The organism is Rhizobium sp. YTUHZ045 (genome assembly GCF_051124255.1).
Lineage (GTDB): Bacteria > Pseudomonadota > Alphaproteobacteria > Rhizobiales > Rhizobiaceae > Rhizobium.
Genome location: NZ_CP101432.1, coordinates 3,329,696 through 3,350,787, shown reverse-complemented (window position 1 = coordinate 3,350,787; position 21,092 = coordinate 3,329,696). Strand labels below are relative to the sequence as shown.

The following is a 21,092-nucleotide window of genomic DNA, read 5'->3' as shown; positions in this document are numbered from 1 at the left end:
ATGTCGTTATCGCAAAACTGCTGCACACTTTTGTGCGACATGCTTAGTGGGAATATTGAGATGGTTGGAAAGCTTCTGCTTCGCGGCATGCTCGCGGGCCTGATTGCTGGCATCCTCGTTTTCGCTTTCGCCCATATCTTCGGCGAGCCGCTGGTCGATGCGGCAATCGCCTTCGAGGAGGCGAGCGCTGAGGCGGCGGGCGAAGCTGCCGAACCTGAAATCGTCAGCCGGGCCACGCAGGCTGGTCTCGGCCTTTTCACCGGCGTCATGGCCTATAGTATCGCCGTCGGCGGGCTCTTCTCGCTCGCCTTCGCCTTCGTACATGGCCGCTTCAGCAGCCTCTCGGCGCGCGGCACCTCGGCCGTCATCGCCATTGCCGCCTTCGTGGCAGTGGTGCTTGTTCCCGGAATCAAATATCCGGCCAACCCCCCGGCGGTCGGCAATCCCGAAACGATCGGCGTCAGGACCGAGCTGTTCTTCCTGATGATTGTCGTTTCGCTCGCCTCGCTGGTTGCCGCGGTCGCGCTTTCGCGCCGCCTTGGCGAGCGCTTCGGTCTCTGGAACGGCGCGATCATCGCCGGCATCGCCTATCTCGTCTTCATCGGCTTCGTGCTTTATCTGTTGCCGCCGATCAACGAAGTGCCCGAGAATTTCTCGGCGATGGTACTCTGGCGGTTCCGCACCACCTCGCTCGGCATGCATGCGATCCTTTGGGCAACGCTCGGTCTGGTTTTCGGAGCGCTGGCAGAAAGGGGTCTTGCCGCCAAGAGTGGACTGCGGCCGGCGTTCCGGTGATGCAGCATATTGGCAGGTTTGCTTTTCTCGGTCTCATCGCGAGCCTGTTGCCAATGTTTATCGGAAATGCTTTCGGCCATGGGAGCAGCTCTGGCGGCTCCGATACCGGGCTCGATATTCCGGCAATTTCCCACGGCGAGATGGCGATCATTTCGGAGTATCGCAGCAGCATCAGCATGCTGGCGTCACGGGCGGCCGATACGAACGAATCGTTCCGGCGTGTCTTGAACTACTCGGAAATCCAATATTCCTATTGCCTCTGGGGCCGAGTGCCGGGCAGTGTGACCGACGAGGAAAGCCCGTTCAACGAATGCGCCCATGCCTATCTCGCGGCGACGAAAGCCGTGCTGATGGCGATGCGTGAAATGCCGCGGGAGGCAACCGCGGCGGGCGAAATCATCTCGGCCATCGACGCCGAGATGGCGGGTCGCGGGCTTGCCTTCATTACCTGCCAGTTCAGCGGCGAGGCATTCAATACCGCCAATATCGTCAAGCCGAGCTGGAGCAAGGTGCCGCTTCATCCTGCCAGCATGGCGTCCCTGACGGGGTTGGCCGCCATGTTGGGGCTTGCCATCCTGGCGCTTCGCCGTTTCCTGCGGCCGAAGGCTCAGTCGTCGGAATAGCGCTGCTCGCGCCACGGATCGCCATACATATGGTAGCCGTTCTTTTCCCAGAAGCCGGCCTCGTCGGCGGCGAGCAACTCGATGCGGCGCAGCCATTTGGCGCTTTTCCAGAAATAAAGATGCGGCACGACGAGGCGCATTGGGCCGCCGTGCTCCGGTGTCAGCGGCAGGCCTTCCCAGGAGGTCGCCAGGATCGCATCCTCGGCGGCGAAATCGGCGAGCGGCAGATTGGTGGTGTAGCCGTCATAGCTCGTCAGCATCACGTAGGCTGCTTCCGGTTTCGGCATGGCGCGATCGAGCAGATCCCGCGTCGATACGCCCTTCCAGTTGTTGTCATAACGCGACCAGGTGGTGACGCAGTGGATGTCGCTCACCCCAGTGCTCTGCTCCATCGCCTGGAAATCGGCCCAGGTGAGGGTGAGAGGCGTTTCGACCAGACCACGCACTTCAAGCCGCCAGCTCTCGGTTGAGATGACCGGCTGCTGGCCGAGATCGAGCACCGGCCAATTCTTGACGAGATGCTGGCCGGGCGGCAGGCGCTCGGTCTCGGGCCTGCTGATGCGCCCGGTCAGGAACTTGCCCTCTGACGCCCAGCGGCGTTTGGAGTTGGTGAGTTTGCTTTCGGCGGGCGTTTGGTCGTCGCTCATGAATGGGTTTCCTTGCGGTGCAGCAATAGGACATCCGTCCCTGCCGAGTGTCAAGTTTCGGCGAGCCCTTGGAAATCCTCGCTTGCCTCATTAAACTGAGCCGTCGGGCATGCCTTGCTGGGGAGTGAAGGCAGAAAGGGAGGAGCCGGATCTGTCTTCGAGATATCGTGCGATAGCGGCGCTGCTGCTGGTGCCGCTCGTCATCTTCGCCTTCTTCACCTATGGAAGCGCGATTGCGACGCGCGCCTATATGCAGGAGGCTTCCGCTCAGGCGGGAACGGCGCTGCGCCTTGCCGTCTCGGCGCTCAGCGGCCACCTCAACCGCTACGAGGCGCTGCCGGCGCTGATCGCCGATCACGACGATATCAAGGAACTGGTGAGCGCGCCCAACGATATGGCGCTGCGTGATGCGGCCAATCTCTATCTCAAGGAGATCAACGGGCTTTTAAAATCCTCCGACATCTATGTGGTGAAGCCGGACGGGGAGACGATCGCGGCCAGCAATTACGATGGGCCGGGAAGCTTCGTCGGACAGAATTTCAACTACCGGCCCTATTTCCAGGAGGCGATCGAGGGCCGGCAGGCGCGGTTTTACGCCCTCGGCACCACGTCGTTAAAGCGCGGCTACTATTTTTCGGCGCCGATCAGGGTCGGCGCCGATATTCGCGGCGTCATCGTCTTCAAGGTCGATATCGACATGATCGAATCCTCCTGGAGCGGCGGCGAATACAAAATCTTCGTCTCCGATCCGGAAGGCATCATCTTCATGTCCGGCAGCCCGGAATGGCTCTACGGCGCGATCCTGCCGCTGACGGCCGATCGTATCGCCCGCACGGAAGCGTCGCGGCGCTATGCCAATGCAAGACTGACAGCCCTGCCGGTAACGCGCCATCGCTTCGAGCCGCATGATCTGATGACGCTTGCGAGTGATCGGGGCGCAAGGGAGTATCTGGTGCTGTCGCATTACATGCCGGCCGAGGACTGGACGGTGAATGTGCTGATGGAGACAAGCTCCATCCGCGCTCAGGCGCGCACCGCGCTTGTCGCCGTCTTTCTCATCCTTTGCATCGCCGGCCTTGCTGTCGCGGTCATTCGCCAGCGGCGGGCGCGACTTGCCGAGCGCATGCAGATGCAGGCCGAAGCGCGGGGTGAGCTCGAGCGGCGGGTGGAGGAGCGCACGGCGGATCTTGCCCGCGTCAACAGCCGCATCGAGGAGGAGATCGCCGAGCGGCGGTTGACCGAGCAGCAGCTTCGCCAGACCCAGGCCGATCTCATCCAGGCGGGCAAACTCGCTGGGCTCGGGCAGATGTCGGCTGCCCTTTCGCATGAATTCAATCAGCCGCTCGCCGCCGCCAAGACCTATACGGACAGTGCCTCGGTGCTGATCGATCGAGGCCGGACGGAGGAGGCGCGCGACAATATAAGGCGGATCGGCGGGTTGATCGACCGCATGGCCGCGATCAGTCGGCACCTGCGCAATTTTGCCCGCAAGCCGAACGAGAAGCTCGGGCCCGTTTCGCTCGACGAGGCGATGCGCGATACACTCGAGATCATCGCCTGGCGGCTGAAGGCGGCGGACGCCGAGCTCCGGCTCGATCTCGGAACGCAGCCGCCGGTGGTGCGCGCCGGCTCGGTGCGGCTGCAGCAGGTGCTGGTGAATGTGATCTCCAACGCGGCCGATGCGGTGGAGGGGTTGGATGACAGGCGCATTGAGGTTTCGGCCTTCGAGGAGGCCGGCAAGGTGGTGCTGACGGTGCGCGATCACGGACCCGGCGTGTCGGCGGCGATCGCCGAGCGCATCTTCGATCCCTTCTTCACGACCAAGGGTGTCGGCAAGGGGCTCGGCTTGGGGCTTTCGATCTCCTACAACATCGTCAAGGATTTCGGCGGCAGCCTGACGGCTGCCAATCATTCCGAAGGGGGCGCGGTGTTCCGCATTGAGCTGCAATCGGCGGCAGGGCTGATTCCGGAGGCGGCTGAATGAATGATGCGAAGATCCTGCTCGTCGACGACGAGGAAGAATTGCGCCGCTCGACGGCGCAGGCGCTGGAACTCTCCGGCTTCAGCGTCGAGACCTTTTCGAGCGGCGAACATGTGCTGGAACTGATTGGTTACAGTTTTCCCGGCGTCGTCGTCAGCGATATCCGAATGCCCGGCATCGATGGAATGACTTTGATGCAGAAGATCCGTGAGATCGATCAGGAGGTGCCCGTGATCCTCGTCACCGGCCACGGCGATGTACAGCTCGCGGTCAAGGCGATGCGCGAAGGCGCCTATGATTTCATCGAGAAGCCGTTCACGCCTGAAATGCTCGCCGGCGTCATTCGCCGGGCAATGGAGCGGCGCGGGCTGGTGCTCGAAAACCGACTGCTGAAGGCGGTTGCCGGCAAACGCGACGACATCGAGGCGCGGCTGCCGGGGCGCACGCAGGTGATGGTGGATCTGCGCTATCGCATCCGCGCGATCGGCGCCAGCGATGCCGATACGCTGATCGTCGGTGATACCGGGGCGGGCAAGGAGGTCGTGGCCCGCGCACTTCACGATATCAGTGCCCGGGCGAGCCGGCCGTTCATTGCGATCAATTGTGCCGCGCTGCCGGCGAACCTGATCGAGAGCGAGCTCTTCGGCCACGAGCCTGGCGCCTTCCCGGGCGCGGTCAGGCCGCGTTACGGGAAGTTCGAACATGGGCGCGGCGGCACCATCCTGCTCGACGAAATCGGCTCCATGCCCTTCGATCTGCAGGCGAAGTTCCTGCGGGTGCTGCAGGAGCGGGTGATCTCCAGGCTCGGATCGAACGAGGTCGTGCCGCTCGACGTGCGCTTCATCGCGACGAGCAAAGTAGACCTAGAGGCGGAGGTAGCCGCTGGCCGCTTTCGCGCCGATCTGTTTTACCGACTGAACGTCGCGACGCTGCATGTGCCGTCGCTGTCGCAGCGGCGGGCGGACATTCCGCTGCTTTTTCTACAGTTGGTGCGGGAAGCGGCCGCCCGCTACGGCCGCGACGAGGTGGCCGTGCCGCCGGAGGTGATCTCCGACATCGCCCAGCGCGACTGGCCCGGCAATGTGCGGGAACTGAGGAATGCCGCCGACCGTCTGGTCCTGGGTCTCGACAATGGCGGACGGCATACCGAGGAGGCAATCGGACTTGCAGAGCGGGTCGCCGAATTCGAGCGAGGGATTATCGCCAGCGCGCTGGTGGCGCATGGGGGCAGCCTCAGGCCTGTTTATGAATCCCTCGGCATCTCCCGCAAGACCCTTTACGAAAAGATGCAGAAATACGGCCTCGACAAGCGGATGCTGACTACCGAAAGCTGATCCTGGTTTGCGTCGTGCATTCTCCGGGACAATGGTGCTCCAGCCCGGAACGTTGCGCGTTGGGTGGAAATCCACCCATCGCCTATGCCGTTTGTTTCCAAATCGACCCATGCTGCATTGCACTGCCGCAGAATCATCTTGCGGAAGCGACGGTAATGATTGCGGCGCGATTTCTCTCGGCGGCAAATAGGTCATCCCCGGCGGAGGATGTGTCGGCGGGGCGGCTGTTTCATCAGGGAGGAAACGATGAAAATCCTGAAGGCCGTGCTCGGCCTGACCGCGGCTGCCGCGGTCTCTCTTCTCGCCGGCGTCGCTTCGGCGCAGACCTACCCCGAACGCACCATCACCATGGTCGTCCCCTTTGCGGCGGGCGGCCCCACCGACACCGTTGCGCGCCTTGTGGCGGAATCCATGTCGAAGGATCTCGGCCAGCAGATCGTCGTTGAAAATGTCGGCGGCGCCGGCGGCACGCTCGGCGCCGGCCGGGTGGCGAGCGCCGATCCCGATGGTTACACCATCCTGCTGCACCATATTGGCATGGCGACCAGCGCCACGCTCTATCGCAAGCTCGCCTACGACACGCTCGGCGCCTTCGAATATGTCGGCCTCGTCACCGAGGTGCCGATGACGATCGTCGCACGCAAGGATTTCGAGCCGAGCGATCTCAAGGGACTGATCGACTACGTCAAGGCCAACAAGGACAAGGTGACGGTCGCCAATGCCGGCATCGGTGCGGCTTCGCATCTCTGCGGCATGATGTTCATGAGCGCCATCCAGACGCCACTCACGACCGTACCCTATAAAGGAACCGGCCCTGCGATGACGGATCTGCTCGGCGGCCAGGTCGATATCATGTGCGACCAGACCACCAACACGACGAAACAGATTAAGGGCGGCACGATCAAGGCCTATGCGGTGACCTCGCCGAAGCGTCTCGATGTGTTGAAGGATGTACCGACGGCTGTCGAAGCCGGCCTGCCGGGCTTCGAAGTGGGCATATGGCACGGCATCTACACACCGAAGGGTACGCCGGCCGCGATCAACGAGCGCCTGTCCAAGTCGCTGCAGCTGGCGCTGAAGGATCCGAATGTCGGCGCCCGCTTCGCCGAACTCGGCACGGCGCCGTCTTCCGATGCAGATGCAACGCCTGCTGCTTTGAAAGCCAAGCTCGAAAGCGAGATAGCCCGCTGGAAGCCGGTGATCGAGGCTGCCGGGGAATATGCGGACTAGTGAGGGATGTGCCAGGAATAGCCCCTCACCCTAACCCTCTCCCCTAAACGGGGAGAGGGGACCTGCCATGCGAGACATGGCGAGGGACGGAGAGGCTGCAGCATGTTCCCTTCTCCCCGCGAGCGGGGAGAAGGTGCCGGCAGGCGGATGAGGGGCCATCGCGGCAGTGACGGCATCACGTGAACCATCTCCAACTTCAGGAGACACCATGAAATCTATCAGTCTCGATAACACCAATGCGATCTGCGGTGCGCTTTTCGTCGCGATCGGCGCTTTCTTTGCCTATCAGTCGGTCGGGCTCGACCTCGGCACGGCATTGCGCATGGGCCCCGGCTATTTTCCGTTTATCCTTGCCTGCGCGCTGATACTTCTCGGCGCGATCATCTTCATTCAGGCGCTGCGTGTGGAGGGGGAGCCGGTCGATCCCTTCGCCTGGCGCGGCATGCTCTTCATTCTGCCGGCTCCCGTCTTCTTCGGATTGACGGTGCGCGGGCTCGGATTTGCGCCGGCGCTGTTCTTCACCGCCTTCATCGCCTGCTTTGCGTCGCGCAAGATGAATCTGGTGTTCGCGGTCATCCTGTCGCTGCTGCTGACGGTCTTTTCGGTCGCCGTCTTCAGCTATGGGCTCGGACTGCCGTTCGAGCGTTTCGGCCCCTGGGTCCGGTTCTAGGAGGCGGCGATGGATCTTTTCAGCAATCTCGCGCTCGGCTTTGCCACGGCGGCAACGCTCGATAATCTCCTCTTCTGCCTGATTGGCGTGCTGCTCGGCACGCTGATCGGCGTACTGCCCGGTATCGGAGCCACGGCGACGATCGCCATGCTTTTGCCGATCACCTTCCAGCTCGAGCCGGTCTCCTCACTCATCATGCTCGCCGGCATCTACTACGGCGCGCAGTATGGCGGCTCGACAACGGCGATCCTCATCAACATGCCGGGCGAATCCTCCTCGGCCGTCACCGCGATCGACGGCTATCAGATGGCGCGCAAGGGCAGGGCGGGGGCGGCGCTGGCGATCGCGGCCCTCGGCTCGTTCTTCGCCGGTACGGTCTCGACCTTCCTCGTTGCGGTCTTCGCGCCGCCGCTGACCGACATTGCGCTGCAATTCGGATCGGCTGAATATTTCTCGCTGATGATCGTCGGTCTCGTGTCCTCGATCGCGCTGGCGCATGGCTCGGTCGTCAAGGCGCTGGCGATGGTGGCGCTCGGGCTGCTGCTCGGCCTCGTCGGCACCGATATCTATACCGGCACGCCGCGTTTTACGCTCGGCATCCGTGAATATGCCGACGGGCTGAATTTCGTGGCGCTCGCCGTCGGCGTCTTCGGCGTCGCTGAAATCCTGCGTAATCTCGAGGGAGAGTCGACAAGAACGGTGCTGATGGCCAAGGTATCGGGCCTCTTGCCTTCGCGCCAGGAATTCAAGGAGATGATCGCGCCCATCATTCGCGGCACCGCCATCGGCTCGGCGCTCGGCATCCTGCCGGGTGGCGGGGCGATCCTCGCTTCCTTCGCCTCTTATACGGTGGAAAAGCGCTTGTCGAAGACGCCGAAGGAATTTGGCCAGGGCGCGGTTGCCGGCGTTGCAGGCCCGGAATCGGCCAATAATGCCGGAGCGCAGACCTCATTCATTCCGTTGCTGACGCTCGGCATTCCGGCCAATCCGGTGATGGCGCTGATGATCGGCGCCATGATCATCCAGGGCATCGTGCCGGGCCCGAACGTCGCCACCGAGCAGCCGGCGCTGTTCTGGGGCATCATCGCGTCGATGTGGATCGGCAATCTGATGCTCGTCATCCTCAACCTGCCGCTGATCGGGCTCTGGGTGAAGCTGTTGACGGTGCCTTATTACGTACTCTTCCCCATCATCATGGCCTTCTGCTCGATCGGGGTCTACAGCGTCAATTCCAACGTTTACGATCTCTATGCCGTCGCCTTCTTCGGCCTCATAGGCTATGTGCTGGCCAAGCTGCGCTGCGAACCGGCGCCGCTGCTGCTCGGCTTCGTGCTCGGGCCGCTGCTGGAGGAGAATCTCAGGCGCGCCATGATCCTGTCGCGCGGCGACGCTAGTACCTTCATCACTCGGCCGATCAGCGCCACGCTTCTGGCAATCGCGGTCGCCGTGCTCATCGTCGTCTTCCTGCCGAGCGTTAGGAAGAAGCGCGAGGAGGTATTCGTCGAAGAAGCTTGAGGGTTGAACTCGCCAGCTGTTTGATGAAAAACGAATGATCTGACGCGGGCGCCGTTCGGGCGCCCGTTTCACATGGAGGGATATCCAGCCCATGAGTATTCCTGCCCGGATCAAGGACGATCTGCCGTTCCTCACCGCGTTGCGCCGCGATCTGCACGCCCATCCGGAACTCGGTTTCCAGGAGGAGCGCACCGCCGGTATCGCCGCCAAGCTTCTTGAGGAGGCCGGCATCGCCGTGCATCGCGGGCTTGCCGGCACCGGCGTGGTGGGCACACTGCAGGTCGGCAATGGCACGCGCAGGATCGGGTTGAGAGCCGATATGGATGCGCTCGCCATGCCTGAGATGGCGGAGCGGCCCTATAAATCGACAGTGCCTGGAAAGATGCATGCCTGCGGCCATGATGGCCATACGGCAATGTTGATCGGCGCCGCGCGGCATCTGGCGGCGACGCGGAATTTTTCCGGCACTGTGCATTTCATCTTCCAGCCGGCCGAAGAGGGCCGCGGCGGGGCAAAGCGCATGGTCGAGGAAGGGCTCTTCCGGCTTTTTCCCTGCGATGCCGTCTATGGCCTGCACAATATGCCGGGGCTTGCCGTCGACGAGATCGCCGTGGTCGAGGGACCGCAGCTCGCCTCCTCCGACAGCTGGCGCATCACCTTTCGCGGCGTCGGCACGCACGGCGCCAAGCCGCATCTCGGCCGCGATCCGATCACAGCAGCCGGTACTTTCCTGTCATCGCTGCAGACGATCGTCGGCCGTGTTGTCGACCCGCTGCAGCCCGCGGTCGTCAGCGCCTGCTTTCTGCAGGCGGGCGATGCCAAGGCGTTGAACGTCATTCCCGATATTGTGGAGATCGGCGGAACAGCACGGGCCTTTTCGCCTGCGGTGCGCGACGAGCTGGAGACCGAGATCGGTCGGTTGGCAAGTGGGACGGCTGCGATGTACGGCGTATCAGCCGACTATCGTTTTCAGCGGCGGATACCACCTGTCATCAATAATGCCGATGCGACATCACGGGCGCTTGCCGCCGCCGGCATCGTGTTTGGTGAAAAAGTGCAGAGGAGTTTTCCGCCGTCGACGGCCGGAGATGACTTTGCCTTCTTCGCTGAGAATGCGCCGGGCTGTTATGTCTGGATGGGCAATGGACCGGCGGTTGACGGCGCGCTGCACCACAACACGGCTTATGATTTCAACGATGAGGCGCTTGGATACGGGGCGGCTTACTGGGTGGCGTTGGTGGAGGGGGAGTTGAAGGTTTAAGCGATGTCCATTGCTCGGTTTTCGCTGTTTTGCGGCGCTGTGGCAGTCACGCACGACCTTTCGGAAGTGAGACGTCGTTCCACACTAGTTGACGGGCCAGACAAATAGCAGTGCCGGCACGCTGACGAGAATAATCAAAGCCGACAGCGGCAAGCCGAGACGCGGATAATCGGAAAACTTGTAACCGCCGGGACCGAAGACGAGCGTGTTGCACTGATGGCCGACGGGCGTGAGGAAGTCGCAACCCGCGCCAATAGCCACCGCCATTAGGAAGGCTTCCGGTTTGAAGCCTAGACCCGTTGCAAAGCCGGCGGCGATCGGTGCCATGACAAGGACCGTTGCAGCGTTGTTGAGGAAGGGGGTAACGGCCATGGCGGTCACCAAGATCAGGCCGAGCGCACCCCATGCCGGCAGATTCATCGCCGCCCCACTCAGCCAGCCGGCAATCAAATCGCTGCCGCCGGAGGTGCGCAAGGAGTCGGAGACGGGAATAAGGGCCGCGAGCATCACGAGGATCGGTCCATCAACCGATTTATAGACATCGGCAAGTGGAACAGCTCGAAAAACGACCATGCCCAGGGCGGCTGCGAAGAAGGCCACCGGAACCGGCGCGAGGCCGACGGCGGTCGTTGCCATCGCGAGCGCCAGGATAAGAAGCGGAATGAAGGCGCGGCGGCGGGTGCCGAGCAGCACCTCGCGCTGTGCGAGTGGCAGCAGGCCGAAATCCTGCAGAAGGGCAGTCAGGCTTTTCCGGTTGCCTTGCAGAAGGAGTACATCACCGGTGCTGATGGTCAAGTTTCCAAGACGTTCCTTGAGGCGTTCACCGCGCCGGCTAATCGCCAAAAGGTTGACCCCGCGCGTGTAGGAAAGCGCCAATTCTTTGGCCGAAAGGCCAGCGAGGGATGATTCCTGACTAACGATTGCCTCAAGCGAAATGATGTCTGCTTCCGGATGGCCGCCTTCTGCCAGAGGCTTGCCGGAAAGCTTCAATTTCCCCTGGGACACAATGCGGTCCATCGCTGCCGATGGACCTTCCAGCATGATAATATCCTCGGTGCGAAGCGTGAGATCAGGGAATGCAGCCATTCGGGTACCACCCCGCAGCACAGCCGTGGCTATGACCTCACCATCACCGAGCTTCAGGAGATCGCTCAATGCCTGCTCAACCAGAGTTGACTGGTCTGTGATCGCGACTTCGCTGGTGTAATTCTTGATTTCGATTGCATCTTCAATCGAGCTGTTCTGCTTGGTGCGGCTTGGCACCAGCCAGTGGAAGAACAAGAGGAAGGTGATGCCAACAATCGTGAGAACACCACCTATCGGCGTGAAGTCAAACATGGTGAAGGAGGTCCCCGTCATCTCCTCCCGCAACCGTGAAACGACGATGTTGGGCGAGGTGCCAATCTGCGTCATCAATCCGCCAAGTAAAGCGGCAAACGACATCGGCATCAGGTATTTTGAGGGAGAGGCGCCGGATTTTTTCGCGAACTTGAAGGCGACGGGCATCATGATCGCAAGCGCGCCGATATTTTTAATGAAAGCAGAAAGCACCGCCACCGCAATCATCAATAGCGCAAGCTGCGTGTAAAACGTGTCCAGATTCGGGAAAAATCTCTTGATTGCCGAATCCACAATGCCTGACCGCGCTACGCCTGCGCTGACGACCAGTGCGCTGCCAACGATAATGACGATGTCATCCGAAAATCCGGAAAACGCTTTTTCCGGCGGAACAATGCCGGTCGCGACTGCCAATACAAGCGCACAACACGCGACAACATCATAGCGGAAGCGATCCCATATAAAGACCGCCATCATGAGCCCGATGACAGAAAAGGCGATTATCTGTTGTGTTGTCATGCGGCCCTGGGAAGAGGCTGGGATGTTGCGGACAGCCGAGCTGAAAATGATATTCAGAAACGCTGTAACGCTGTGCAAGTTCCTCCGGGGCCCGAACCTCTGGATCTGCGGAGATACTCTCGGTTTTACGAGAAAAAACTCAACCTCCGATAAGGTTCTCCCAGCCGGCACCTCACCCATTTTGGTGATGGAACTAAACTGCCTAGCCGTGGTTCGGCGAACTTTCATGGTTTCGAAGCATAAGGGAAATCCTTTGAACGAGCTGCATCACGAATTCCAGCTACGAAGAGATTTTCTGCCGAGAGCCGAGGAGGACCAGTGGCCTCAACCTGAGCCCGCGGCATTGTCGGTGCACAGTCCACCGGACCTGCAAAGACCGCTGTGGCCCCGCCCATTAGTGGTTGATCTTGACGGCACCCTGGTGCGATCGGACCTGCTAATTGAGGCGGCCTTCTCGGAGCTTAGCCGTCGGCCCCATTCGATCGTCGATTTCATCAGGTCGCTTTCCGCCGGAAAAGCATGTCTGAAGCACCGCCTGTCTCAGCCAGCGGATTTCGATCCATCCATCCTTCCTTACGACGCGGAAGTGCTGAAGGTCATCAAGGCCGCACGGGAGCAGGGGCGTTCGGTTTATCTCGCTTCTGCAACCCACGAGCGCCTGGTTTGTGCGGTTGCAGACCACCTCGGCCTCTTCACCGGCTGGTTTGCAACAAGCGAGACGATGAATTGTGTCGCGGAGCTAAAGGCGGCAAAACTCGTCGCCGCCTTCGGGGAGGGTGGCTTCGACTATATCGGCAACGACTCGGCTGACTTGGCAGTCTGGCGCCACGCCGCAAAGTCTTATGCCATAAGGACATCGGCGGCAGTTGCGCGAGCGCTTTCGTGCCAATGCGAGAACGTCGAGCATCTGAGCCACGACAAAACGACATGGCGGATTTGGGCGCGTTCGTTGCGAGTGCATCAATACGTCAAGAACGCGTTGGTATTTGTCCCGCTGCTGACAAATCAACTCTTTGAGCTCCATAGCCTTGCGAATGCCTGCTTGGCTTTGGTGGCTTTTTCGCTCTGTGCCTCGGGCGTTTATCTTCTGAACGACTTGGTCGATCTGCAGGACGACCGCCGCCATAAAACCAAATGCCGCAGACCCCTTGCCTGTGGCGAGATACCACTGTCGCGCGCCGTTCTGGCAATCCCGATCCTGCTTTTGCTGGCGCTAACGGTCGCCGCCATGGTTTCATCCGTCTTTGTGCTCGTGCTGGCGGGATATTTCGCCTTGACCACCGCCTATTCTTTCTTCCTCAAGCGGAAGATGATCCTGGACGTGGTGGCTCTCGCCTCCCTTTACACCACAAGGGTGATCGGCGGCGCTGCCGCCGTCTCGGTGTGGCCATCTCCCTGGCTGCTTGCCTTCATGATGAGCTGGTTTCTCTCGCTCGCTTTGGTGAAGCGATACACCGAGCTCATTTCGCGACGCGCCGCGCACCTGCCGGACTCCAGAAACCGCGATTACAGGAAGGCGGATATCGGTATGGTGGGTGCCCTGGCAGCTGGAGCAGGAATGAACGCGCTGACGTTATTTGCCCTCTATGCCGCAAGCGACAGTGCCCAAGACATCTACACTAGGCCAGCTATGCTGTGGTTGGCCGGGCCGATTCTTGCCTGCTGGATTGCCCGCATCCTCATGCTCGCTCATCGGGGGCAGATGCATGACGATCCAGTCGTCTTCGCGATGAAGGACAAGGTCAGCCTTGCCACGCTCGGCGTTGCCGGCGCACTTGTCATTGCCGCGATGTGAGGTGGTCGCATGGGTCGCCAGTCTTCAGAGCGAAGCACTTCTGCCAGCCTCGCAACCCGCTACCTCGCCTTTGCCATGCTCTCCACGGCCGCCAATTTCGCGGTCCAGGCTAGTGTCATGCAGCTGGCGCCGTCGCCGAGCCTCATGCCATCTATGCTCGCAGGGACTGTTGCCGGCTTCGGCTTGAAATACGTCCTCGACAAAAGATGGATCTTCTTCGACGGCTACACGTCATACGGCGACGAGATGCTCAAGGTGGCGCTTTACGGCCTGTTCAGTGTCCTGACGACGCTCATATTCTGGGGGTTTGAAATTGCTTTTTGGACGGTCTGGAAGACGGACCTCGCAAAATACACCGGCGGAGCGCTCGGCTTGGCGATCGGCTACATCTCCAAATACGCATTGGACCGGAAATTCGTATTCAAACCAGAGGAGGCGTGACAAACTCATGGAGGGCTGGGGACGCTATCCGCACCATGAGAGCGAGGCCATCGACTGCCGGCTGCCGGAGGCGCTTGCAGGTACCGTGGCGGCTTGCGTGGGACTGATCGGGCGCGGAAATGGGCGCTCGTATGGTGACGCGGCGATCGGCGAACACTCCACCTTAATGTGCCGTGGGCTGAGCCGGATTCGGAGCTTCGATCCCACCAATGCGACGCTGACCGTGGAAGGGGGCGTAATGCTCTCGGACATTCTGCGCTCGTTTGTCCCGAGAGGCTATTTTCCGCCTGTGGTACCGGGCACCAAATTTGTCACGGTCGGCGGGATGATCGCCTCTGACGTGCACGGCAAGAACCATCATCGCGACGGCGGGTTCGGTGACCATGTCAGCGAGCTCAAGCTGGTGGTCGCCGGCGGAGAGATCCTCACCTGTAGCCGCACGCGCAACCCTGAGCTTTTCTTCGCGACGGTCGGTGGCATGGGCATGACCGGGATTATCGCGGAAGCGACCTTCCGCTTGAGACCGATCGAATCCGGCTGGATCGTGCAAAAGACGATCGTCACGAAAAACCTTGGCGAGGCGTTGAAGGCGCTGCAGCAGACCGAGGATGCAACTTATTCGGTCGCCTGGATCGATTGCTTTTTGCAAGGCGCTTCCCTTGGACGCTCGCTGATTTTCGCCGGCGAACACGCGTCGCTGGACGAGGTCGGCGGCATGCCGGAGGCCGATCGTTTTGCAGCGAAAAACGAGGGGAGGTTTTCACTGCCATTCGATCTGCCGCAATGGGTGCTCAACAAAACAAGCGTAGCAGCCTTCAACGAGCTTTATTTCAGGGCGGGAGCGCGAAAGGCAGCCAAGACGTCGCTGGTCCACTGGGATAAATACTTCTTTCCACTGGACGGTATCCTTGAATGGAACCGGCTGTATGGCAGGAGGGGCTTTCTGCAGCATCAGTGCGTGGTTCCTGCCGAGGATGCGCTCGCAGTCCTGAGTGGCATTCTCGAGCGCTTTGCGCGCTCGGGAAAAGGCTCCTTTCTTGCCGTTCTGAAGAAGCTGGGGCGCGGGAGCGGGCTGCTGTCCTTTCCTGCCCCGGGCTACACGCTCGCACTCGACCTTCCCGTCACGCAGGAAGTGTTCCGGCTGCTCGACGAGATCGACGAGCTGGTTGTCAAGGCAGGGGGGCGGCTCTATCTCGCCAAGGATGCACGACAGTCACGTCACACATTCGAGGCCGGTTACCCTCGGTTGGCTGCGTTCAAAGAGCTACGCAAAATAACGGGCGCCGATCGTCACTTTAATTCCCGCTTGGCAAAGAGGCTCGGCATATGACGGGGATCTGCAAGACATTGCTCCTGATAGGCGGGACGTCGGATATCGGTCGCGCGACGGCGCTGATCTATGCGGAGGCCGGATGGAATGTGCTTCTCACCGGACGAAAGCTCTCCGCCGTACAGCGCGAAGCCGACGACATCAGCGCGCGGACCGGCGCTAATGTCCTGGTTCACGAACTTGATATCCTCGCCACGAGCCACTTCGAAGATTTTGTGGGCGTCGTTTCGCCTCTGCCCGACACGGTGGTCTGCGTTGTCGGCGAACTGGGCGAGCAGTCTCGCGCTGAACGGCAGCTCGAGCACGCCGCCATGATCATGCGGACGAACTTCGAAGGACCAGCTTTGCTTCTTGGCCTTCTGGCAGAACGTTTTGCGGCAAGGGGATCAGGTACCATCGTCGGCATAAGCTCCGTCGCCGGAGATCGCGGACGCGCGTCCAACTATGTCTATGGCGCCGCAAAAGCCGGGTTGACCGCCTACTTGTCCGGCCTGAGAAACCGGCTGTCCGGGTCCGGCGTGCGCGTGCTCACCGTGAAGCCGGGTTTCGTTCGGACACGCATGACGCATGGCATGAAGCTGCCGCCGCTTCTCACAGCCGAACCTCGGGAGGTCGCGCAGAAGATCTTTACTGTCGCGGAGGGAGGCAGAGGCGGGGACGTCGTCTATGTCAGACGCATATGGCGGCCGCTCATGACGACGATCCGGTTAATCCCGGAACCGATCTTCAAGAGGTTGCGGCTGTGACGGAACCAGGCAATCACGCCGCTTACGCGGCCATCGGAACGAGCGCAGGTGCCAGCAAGCGACCGGCGGCGAGGATACGGCGGTTGCTGTCGGCCGAAGGCGCAATCATTCTAACAGCATTGGCCTGCGCAGCCATGCTTGCCCTGCCCGGGAGGACCATCAACGCCGCCTTTATCAATGACGTGCTGGTCTTTATCGACGGTGCGCACCGCATCACGTTCGGTCAGGTGCCGAATCGCGATTTCCACACGGCGCTCGGGCCACTCGTCTTTTATCTTCCGGCGGCTGGATATCAACTGACGGGGAATTTCGGCGCTGCCATACCGGTCGGAATGGCTATTGTTGTCGTCGCCTTCATCCCGGCGATGATCCGCATTCTCGTGTCCCGCCTCAGCCCGTCATTGGCGGCCGCGCTCGGCATATTCCTCATTCTCATCCTCGCGGCGCCGATTAATCTCGGCAGTTCCATCTGGTATCCTTCCTTCGCGATGTTTTACAACCGCATCGGTTGGGTCGCGCTTGGCCTGCTGCTGGTGATGTATCGGACGCCGCAGCCCGCGCGCGGGCGAAGCGATGCCGCCGATGCTCTTGCCGCCGTCTTTCTTCTGCTCGTCTCATTCTACACCAAGGCGACCTACGGGCTTGCTGGAACCGCCTTTCTCGTGATCATCCTATTGGATCGGCAGCAGCGCCGCTGGGTCGTGACCGCCCTGCTGCTGACGGGGTTGGCCATGATCGCCATCGAGTTCTTCTGGGGCGGAACCGCTCAGCACAGTGAGGATCTGCGGGCGGCGGCGCGTGTCAGCGGCGGCCATGATCTCGGCAGCATCCTGAAGAACCTACGTGAGAACCTTTCCGACCTCGTCGTATTTGCGACCTTCGCTTTGATCGCCATCTGGCAAACCCGCAGCTTCCGAGATTTTCTCTTCTCCGGGTTCTGCGTAGGCGCCGGCTTGGCGATCATCAACCAGAACGCCCACAGCTGGGGCATCATCACGCTCTACTGCGGTGCAGTCGTTCTGGCGCAGAAAGCCGCGTGGCTTCAGCAAGGTGATGAAGGGAGAAGGGCGGGAGGTTTGGCTCTTCCTGCCACGGCTCTGCCGCTGCTTGCGACCTTGTTCCTGTTGCCGCCGATCGTACACCACGCCGCAGCTCTCATTCTGCATACATCGCTTGCGGCTGAGAAAGCAGGGCAATCTCTCGGGCTGCCGCGTTTCGACGATGTTCGGGAGATCGATCCGCCCGGCGGCGAGCCTGACTTCATAAGGCGTTATCTCGACGACATCATCACCGGGGGAAGTCTGCTGCAGGCATTGCCGGTACCGCCGGAGCGCGTTTTCGTGCTTGATTTCGCCAATCCTTTTTCAGCGGGGCTCGGCATTCGTCCGCCTACCGGTGACTCCGCATGGTTTCACTGGAACCGCAATATCAACGAGAAAGCCTACATCCCACCGGAAGTGCTCTTTGCGGATGTAAAGTTCGTCATGGTGCCAAAAACAGGAATCAACAGCCTGCCGCTGCAGGCGCTGTACGGCCCGTTTCTTTCGGCTCGGTTCGAGGTCGTTCAGAAAACATCCGAGTGGACGATCTACCAGTGGCGCCAGGCGAAGACGCAAAGCGAGGTGCAGTGACTGAGACGGAAAGGTCGGTGGAAACGGCAGACGCCGCATCGCCCCTGGCGTCACGGTTGAGCCGGTCGTGGGTTGTCATCGTCGGCATGGGTTTCGTTCTCGCCGCCCTTCTCGCTTTGCCTGGCCGAACGGCGACGACCAAGTACGTCAACGACCTCTTCGTTTTCCTGGATGGTGCTCATCGCATCGTGCGTGGCCAAGTGCCGAATGTGGATTTCCATTCGTCGCTCGGGCCGCTGACATTTTATATTCCCGCTGCCGGCTATGGCTTGTCGGGCAATCTGGGCGGCGCGATGCCGGCTGGAATGGCGATAGTGGTCCTCCTGCTTACTGCCATTGCCGCGGAAATCGTGAGCGGCCGGATGCATAAGGCGTTCGGACTTCCGCTTGCGCTCTTCCTGCTCCTGATAGTTGCGGCTCCCGCGAATCCGGGCGAGCGGATAGGGGAGCTAACTTTTGCGATGTTCTACAACCGGATTGGATGGGCGTCGCTCGGCTTTTTGTTGGTGATGTATCTGCCTCGATTGCCGGCCGCCGGGAGTAGCAAAGCAGTCGATGCGGCATGCGCCAGTTTCCTTGTGTTGCTGATGCTCTACACCAAAATCACCTATGGGGTCGTAGGGCTTGGCTTCCTATTGTTCATGCTTTTCGATCGTCGCCAGATCGGTTGGGTGAGGTTGGCGCTGGGGATGATCGCCTTCAGCGTCATCGGGATTGAAGTCGTCTGGCGCGGCGGGTTCAACTACCTTGCCGACCTTGACCTTTCAGCAAAGAACAGTGGCGGCGTTCTGACGTTGACCGCCCTCGGTCATTTGGTACGGAACAATCTCGCCGACCTTCTTGTCTATCTGACAGTCGTGCTCATCGTGCTCAGCCTGACGCCGAGCTATCGGCATCTGCTCTTCGTTGCCTTCTGCGGCACGACCGGACTCCTCTTGATTGGGCAGAATTTCCAGACCGTCGGTATTCTGACTCTGGGTGCAAGCGCCGCCATCATCACGGAAAGCCTCTTTCGCGCCAAGCTGCTCTCCCGATTCGGGAAAGCGCGGTTCGCGCTGCCGCTACTCGTGGGATTCCTGTTATTGCCCGCCGCCGTCGGCAACGCTGCATCATTCGCAATTCACGCCTATTACGCTGCCGGCGGCCGAGGCAAAGCGATCCCGCTGCCGGCGTTTTCCGAGATCAGGCTCGTTGAGATGTGGAGCGCCGGCCAATACGAATATTTTGAGGAATACAACAGGACACTGGTGGACGCTTCGGCCATCCTGTCGCAACTCATGTCTGGTGACGAGCGCGTCGCGGTTCTCGATTTCGTCAATCCCTTCTCCGCCGGCCTGGGGCTGACGCCGCCCGCGGGCGACAGCGTCTGGTATCATTGGGGGCGAACTCTTGGGCCGTATGATCATCCGGCCGCGGAAGAGATGTTCGCCGACGTCGATCTTATCCTCGATCCGAAATGGCCGATCGAGATCTGGACGGGCAACGGGCTGCGCGATCTTTATGCCCACTATATCGCCCGCCACTATGCGCTGGTGCGGGAGACGGCCGATTGGCGCATTTACCGCAGAAAGGCTTCCTGAGCCGGCGCAGCCTGTTTTTTCACCTCCGCGGCGATCAAGGCCGATGAGCATCAGTACGAGCGCGCAGGCGCAAATCGACCCTGCGCTGCCAAACGGGTAGCAGGAAAAGCGTTGTAGTGGATTCATCCGAGCGGCGAAGCCAGCGGGATGCCAACAGCACGAAGCCACTCACTGCGACGACCGCCAGGAACAGGAATGCCGAAATTAGTGGATTTTGGCGCCGTATGCTCCAGTTCTGTGTGCTCGCCGCGGCCTCGTCATCAGCATGTCGCGGAGTGGCCCTGCTGCGTCATCGCAATCCGATTGCTCCGTCTGTCTTTGACGCTCGCTAACTCTCCCTTGATGCGGATGTCCCGGCCGTCTGCAGCAGCGCGGCCGGGCGGCCGTCCCGACTTACGACAGCTTCCTGATGGTGCTGTAAATGATGTTACGGTTGGCACCGAACCAGACTGTCTTCTCAACCGTGTTTTCCGCCGCACTACTATTGGCAATACGCCACATGTCGGCCTCGGAACGCTGGAGGAGCTCCCAGTTCATGTAGGATTCCATGTATCCGTCATCCGCCATCTCATCGGAGAAGTTGGCAAATAGAAAGACGCCGCCCGGTTTCAGCATTTCCATGCAAATCTGCGTGAGCCGGATTGCTACTTTATCGGCAAGGTAATCGTACAGCCCTGCTGCGTAGATCAGATCGAAGGTGCCAAGCTGATGTTTGCGCGCGAGCAAACCGCGCACCGATCCGTCGATAGGCTCGACAGAAGTCCCATGGAATTGGCTCGCGATCGAACCAATACTTTGCGGATCCTGATCAAGAGCAACCCAGCGCTTAAGGCGGCCTTCTGCAAGCGCCTTTGATGCCTCCGCTTCGCGAAGGTGACCCGCGGCGATTGCCAGAACCTCGGTGTCCGATCCCCTTCGCGCAGCGGTGTCATCAACGTAGCGGGTCAGAATGTCGCGACGTTCCCTGACCGCTACCGGGCCGGGCGCATTGATCGTGTATTCAAAGATATCCAGGCCGAGAAGCGTGGATCTGGCAACTTCTTCGGCGACCGCCGGATGCCCATAAATAAAGTCTATAAGACTGGCGTCACCGGAATAGCCGCGAGGTTTTTCAAAGGACCAACGAGTGAACGGGCACTGCTGCAGAATCTTTGCCGAGGGATGGGCCTGAATGAATGGAATGAGCTTTTGCCATACAGCAGTACCGAATTTTTGGCGGACGTCATGAAGCTGGCCGATCAACCACCTGACTGCACCAGGCAGGTCTTTCCCGGCGCTGAACCGCTGCATTGCAATGTTGATGAGAATCGCAAACTCGGCCTCTGCCGTCCGCAGGAGGTCCGTTTCATTATGGTGGTGAGGTGAGGGGAACTTTTTGCTGACTGACTGCGGTGTAATCAAGCTTTGGCCATCAAGAGAAAAGAGGGGCTGAGCCACGGAAACCTCATCGGGGATAATGATTTAAACATTGAGTAAAATCTTCATCATTCTCATGAAGGTCAAGCGTCAAGGTTGGGGCGCAGTCGAAGTGCACGTCTTAATTTTAGAAAATATTAGTGAACCCGACAGATACTCTGCCCGCCGGAAGCTCGGTGCAGCGTTATCGGTTGATGTGGAGTCTGCGGGGGGCTATCCAGCGTTAGCTGGCAGTCTGCG

General features: G+C 60.5%; 18 protein-coding genes. 14 read left to right on the top strand and 4 right to left on the bottom strand.

The window, feature by feature from the left end:
- Positions 1-60 precede the first annotated feature (60 nt).
- Both NMA58_RS16655 and NMA58_RS16650 read left to right on the top strand, forming a co-directional pair.
- Positions 61-795 (top strand): CbtA family protein, encoded by a 735-nt coding sequence (locus tag NMA58_RS16655; protein ID WP_430957901.1) that lies wholly within the window; start codon positions 61-63, stop codon positions 793-795.
- Between the two features lie 53 nt (positions 796-848).
- Positions 849-1,418: a hypothetical protein gene (locus tag NMA58_RS16650; protein ID WP_434711322.1), complete on the top strand. Its 570-nt coding sequence runs from the start codon at positions 849-851 to the stop codon at positions 1,416-1,418.
- On the opposite strand, the gene NMA58_RS16645 is transcribed toward NMA58_RS16650, so the two are convergent.
- Positions 1,403-2,065 carry a sulfite oxidase-like oxidoreductase gene (locus tag NMA58_RS16645; protein WP_434711320.1) on the bottom strand — a complete coding sequence of 221 codons (663 nt, stop codon included), beginning with the start codon at positions 2,063-2,065 and terminating at the stop codon, positions 1,403-1,405. The two genes, NMA58_RS16650 and NMA58_RS16645, sit on opposite strands and share 16 nt — an antisense overlap.
- Positions 2,066-2,174: 109 nt before the next feature.
- On the opposite strand from NMA58_RS16645, the gene NMA58_RS16640 reads away from it, so the two are divergent.
- The 6 genes from NMA58_RS16640 to NMA58_RS16615 all read left to right on the top strand — a co-directional run bounded on the left by NMA58_RS16640 (position 2,175) and on the right by NMA58_RS16615 (position 10,056).
- Positions 2,175-4,049 carry a sensor histidine kinase gene (locus NMA58_RS16640; protein WP_434711318.1) on the top strand — a complete coding sequence of 625 codons (1,875 nt, stop codon included), beginning with the start codon at positions 2,175-2,177 and terminating at the stop codon, positions 4,047-4,049.
- Positions 4,046-5,380: a sigma-54-dependent transcriptional regulator gene (locus NMA58_RS16635; RefSeq protein WP_430957897.1), complete on the top strand. Its 1,335-nt coding sequence runs from the start codon at positions 4,046-4,048 to the stop codon at positions 5,378-5,380. The genes NMA58_RS16640 and NMA58_RS16635 overlap by 4 nt, the downstream gene beginning before the upstream one ends.
- A gap of 246 nt (positions 5,381-5,626) precedes the next feature.
- Positions 5,627-6,610: a tripartite tricarboxylate transporter substrate-binding protein gene (locus NMA58_RS16630; protein WP_434711316.1), complete on the top strand. Its 984-nt coding sequence runs from the start codon at positions 5,627-5,629 to the stop codon at positions 6,608-6,610.
- 208 nt (positions 6,611-6,818) lie between these two features.
- Positions 6,819-7,280: a tripartite tricarboxylate transporter TctB family protein gene (locus NMA58_RS16625; RefSeq protein WP_434711314.1), complete on the top strand. Its 462-nt coding sequence runs from the start codon at positions 6,819-6,821 to the stop codon at positions 7,278-7,280.
- Between the two features lie 9 nt (positions 7,281-7,289).
- Positions 7,290-8,795, top strand: a complete 1,506-nt coding sequence (locus NMA58_RS16620) for a tripartite tricarboxylate transporter permease (protein ID WP_434711312.1) — start codon at positions 7,290-7,292, stop codon at positions 8,793-8,795.
- 91 nt (positions 8,796-8,886) lie between these two features.
- Positions 8,887-10,056: a M20 aminoacylase family protein gene (locus NMA58_RS16615; RefSeq protein WP_434711310.1), complete on the top strand. Its 1,170-nt coding sequence runs from the start codon at positions 8,887-8,889 to the stop codon at positions 10,054-10,056.
- Positions 10,057-10,140: 84 nt separating this feature from the next.
- On the opposite strand, the gene NMA58_RS16610 is transcribed toward NMA58_RS16615, so the two are convergent.
- The gene (locus NMA58_RS16610) at positions 10,141-11,913 is read right to left on the bottom strand and encodes an SLC13 family permease (RefSeq protein ID WP_434713445.1); all 1,773 of its coding nucleotides are present in this window, start codon (positions 11,911-11,913) and stop codon (positions 10,141-10,143) included.
- 253 nt (positions 11,914-12,166) lie between these two features.
- Between NMA58_RS16610 and NMA58_RS16605 the strand changes: the two genes are divergently transcribed.
- The 5 genes from NMA58_RS16605 to NMA58_RS16585 are packed head-to-tail and all read left to right on the top strand — an operon-like array spanning position 12,167 to position 17,856.
- Entirely contained in the window at positions 12,167-13,708 is a 1,542-nt protein-coding gene (locus NMA58_RS16605) for a UbiA family prenyltransferase (protein WP_434711308.1), read from the top strand.
- Positions 13,709-13,717: 9 nt separating this feature from the next.
- Positions 13,718-14,149, top strand: coding sequence for a GtrA family protein (locus NMA58_RS16600; protein ID WP_434711306.1), 432 nt, complete (start codon positions 13,718-13,720; stop codon positions 14,147-14,149).
- 7 nt (positions 14,150-14,156) lie between these two features.
- Positions 14,157-15,479 carry an FAD-binding oxidoreductase gene (locus NMA58_RS16595; protein WP_430957891.1) on the top strand — a complete coding sequence of 441 codons (1,323 nt, stop codon included), beginning with the start codon at positions 14,157-14,159 and terminating at the stop codon, positions 15,477-15,479.
- Positions 15,476-16,225, top strand: a complete 750-nt coding sequence (locus tag NMA58_RS16590; protein ID WP_434711304.1) for an SDR family oxidoreductase — start codon at positions 15,476-15,478, stop codon at positions 16,223-16,225. The genes NMA58_RS16595 and NMA58_RS16590 overlap by 4 nt, the downstream gene beginning before the upstream one ends.
- The gene (locus NMA58_RS16585) at positions 16,222-17,856 is read left to right on the top strand and encodes a hypothetical protein (RefSeq protein WP_434711302.1); all 1,635 of its coding nucleotides are present in this window, start codon (positions 16,222-16,224) and stop codon (positions 17,854-17,856) included. Before NMA58_RS16590 ends, NMA58_RS16585 begins: the two co-directional genes overlap by 4 nt.
- 50 nt (positions 17,857-17,906) lie before the next feature.
- Here the strand turns inward: NMA58_RS16585 and NMA58_RS16580 are convergent, their stop codons facing one another.
- A complete protein-coding gene (locus NMA58_RS16580) occupies positions 17,907-18,077 on the bottom strand; it encodes a hypothetical protein (protein ID WP_434711300.1) in 171 nt (56 codons plus the stop codon).
- Here NMA58_RS16580 and NMA58_RS16575 point away from each other — a divergent pair.
- The gene (locus tag NMA58_RS16575; RefSeq protein WP_434711298.1) at positions 18,066-19,436 is read left to right on the top strand and encodes a hypothetical protein; all 1,371 of its coding nucleotides are present in this window, start codon (positions 18,066-18,068) and stop codon (positions 19,434-19,436) included. The two genes, NMA58_RS16580 and NMA58_RS16575, sit on opposite strands and share 12 nt — an antisense overlap.
- A 393-nt stretch (positions 19,437-19,829) precedes the next feature.
- Here NMA58_RS16575 and NMA58_RS16570 read toward each other — a convergent pair whose 3' ends face one another.
- Positions 19,830-20,873, bottom strand: a complete 1,044-nt coding sequence (locus NMA58_RS16570) for a class I SAM-dependent methyltransferase (RefSeq protein WP_183698937.1) — start codon at positions 20,871-20,873, stop codon at positions 19,830-19,832.
- Between the last annotated feature and the right edge of the window lie 219 nt (positions 20,874-21,092).

What these genes read in the sequence shown, in the direction of transcription:
- NMA58_RS16590 (WP_434711304.1), top strand. Translation starts at nt 15,476, where the DNA reads ATGACGGGGATCTGCAAGACATTGCTCCTGATAGGCGGGACGTCGGAT.
- NMA58_RS16610 (WP_434713445.1), bottom strand. Translation starts at nt 11,913, where the DNA reads ATGACAACACAACAGATAATCGCCTTTTCTGTCATCGGGCTCATGATG.
- NMA58_RS16650 (WP_434711322.1), top strand. Translation starts at nt 849, where the DNA reads ATGTTTATCGGAAATGCTTTCGGCCATGGGAGCAGCTCTGGCGGCTCC.
- NMA58_RS16645 (WP_434711320.1), bottom strand. Translation starts at nt 2,065, where the DNA reads ATGAGCGACGACCAAACGCCCGCCGAAAGCAAACTCACCAACTCCAAA.
- NMA58_RS16595 (WP_430957891.1), top strand. Translation starts at nt 14,157, where the DNA reads ATGGAGGGCTGGGGACGCTATCCGCACCATGAGAGCGAGGCCATCGAC.
- NMA58_RS16655 (WP_430957901.1), top strand. Translation starts at nt 61, where the DNA reads ATGGTTGGAAAGCTTCTGCTTCGCGGCATGCTCGCGGGCCTGATTGCT.
- NMA58_RS16580 (WP_434711300.1), bottom strand. Translation starts at nt 18,077, where the DNA reads ATGGAAATCCACATTCGGCACTTGGCCACGCACGATGCGATGAGCACC.
- NMA58_RS16640 (WP_434711318.1), top strand. Translation starts at nt 2,175, where the DNA reads ATGCCTTGCTGGGGAGTGAAGGCAGAAAGGGAGGAGCCGGATCTGTCT.
- NMA58_RS16635 (WP_430957897.1), top strand. Translation starts at nt 4,046, where the DNA reads ATGAATGATGCGAAGATCCTGCTCGTCGACGACGAGGAAGAATTGCGC.
- NMA58_RS16615 (WP_434711310.1), top strand. Translation starts at nt 8,887, where the DNA reads ATGAGTATTCCTGCCCGGATCAAGGACGATCTGCCGTTCCTCACCGCG.
- NMA58_RS16630 (WP_434711316.1), top strand. Translation starts at nt 5,627, where the DNA reads ATGAAAATCCTGAAGGCCGTGCTCGGCCTGACCGCGGCTGCCGCGGTC.
- NMA58_RS16620 (WP_434711312.1), top strand. Translation starts at nt 7,290, where the DNA reads ATGGATCTTTTCAGCAATCTCGCGCTCGGCTTTGCCACGGCGGCAACG.
- NMA58_RS16625 (WP_434711314.1), top strand. Translation starts at nt 6,819, where the DNA reads ATGAAATCTATCAGTCTCGATAACACCAATGCGATCTGCGGTGCGCTT.
- NMA58_RS16600 (WP_434711306.1), top strand. Translation starts at nt 13,718, where the DNA reads ATGGGTCGCCAGTCTTCAGAGCGAAGCACTTCTGCCAGCCTCGCAACC.